The organism is Streptomyces sp. NPDC048483, assembly GCF_040651455.1.
Taxonomy (GTDB): Bacteria; Actinomycetota; Actinomycetes; order Streptomycetales; family Streptomycetaceae; genus Streptomyces.
In genome coordinates this window covers 1-1,304 of the sequence record NZ_JBEZJZ010000262.1, presented here as the reverse complement: position 1 = coordinate 1,304, position 1,304 = coordinate 1, and the positions used below count along the sequence as shown (strand labels likewise).

The window sequence follows — 1,304 nt, the reverse complement described above, 5'->3', positions numbered from 1 at the left end:
TCGACCTGGCGGTCATTCGTGCCGGTGCGGCGTCGGCCGGTGTGCCGCCACTGCTGCGTGACCTGGTGCGGGTGCCGACGCGACGGGCAGCAGGCACCAAGGCCGCCGTAGAGGCTTCGGAATTCGCCGGCCGGCTCGACGGGCTGACCGCGGAGGAGCAGTCGCGCACGGTGCTTGATGCGGTGCGTGCGGATGTGGCCGCCGTATTGGGGCATTCGGCAGGGGCGGTGGCGATTGATCCGGGGCGGCCGTTCACGGAGATCGGGTTCGATTCGCTGACGGCGGTGGAGCTGCGTAACCGCCTGTCTGCCGTGACAGGGCTTCGCCTGCCGGCGACCTTGGTCTTCGACTACCCCACACCGGCTGCTTTGGCGGAATTCGTACTGGCCGAAGTGTCAGGGCGCGGGGCGCGGCAGGTGGGGGCGGCGCGCGCTGCTGTGTCGGTGGCTGGCACGGCGGACGACCCGATCGCGATCGTGGGGATGGCGTGCCGCTATCCGGGTGGGGTGAGCACGCCGGAGCAGCTGTGGGATCTGGTGGCCTCGGGTGGGGACGGAGTTTCGATCTTCCCCACCGATCGCGGATGGGACCTCAATGGGCTGCCGGGGGCCGGCTCGGCATGGGGCAAATCCGGGACCTCCTACGCTCATGAGGGCGGCTTCCTCTACGACGCCGCCGATTTCGACCCCGCGTTCTTCGGTATTTCGCCCCGCGAGGCCCTGGCAATGGACCCGCAGCAGCGACTGCTTCTGGAGAGCACGTGGGAGGCGATCGAGTCCGCGGGTTTGGACCCGGCGGAGCTACGGGGCAGCCAGACCGGTGTGTTCGCCGGCGTGATGTATCACGACTACGGAACCGGCGTGTACACGAGCCCGGACGGTTCCGAGCGGCACGTGGGCTACGGCAGCCCGGGCAGCGTGGTCTCGGGCCGGGTCGCTTACGCCTTCGGGTTCGAGGGCCCAGCAGTCACGGTGGACACGGCATGCTCGTCGTCGCTGGTGGCACTGCACTGGGCGGCACAGGCCCTGCGCAGCGGCGAGTGCTCGCTGGCGCTGGCCGGTGGTGTGACGGTGATGGCGACCCCGGCAGCCTTCGAGGAGTTCTCCCGGCAGGGTGGCCTGGCCTCGGACGGCCGGTGCAAGCCCTTCGCCGACGCTGCGGATGGTACGGGCTGGGGCGAGGGTGTCGGCGTGCTGCTGGTGGAGCGGTTGTCGGATGCCCGTCGGAATGGGCACCGGGTGCTGGCTGTGGTGCGTGGTTCGGCGGTGAATCAGGATGGTGCGTCGAATGGTTTGACGGCGCCG

Annotated in this window: 1 protein-coding gene; it reads left to right on the top strand. The window is 69.9% G+C overall.

Annotated features, from left to right (window positions below; genetic code table 11):
* A partial coding sequence (locus AB0D04_RS42695) for a type I polyketide synthase (RefSeq protein ID WP_362712884.1) occupies positions 1-1,304 on the top strand: 1,304 nt, incomplete at both ends.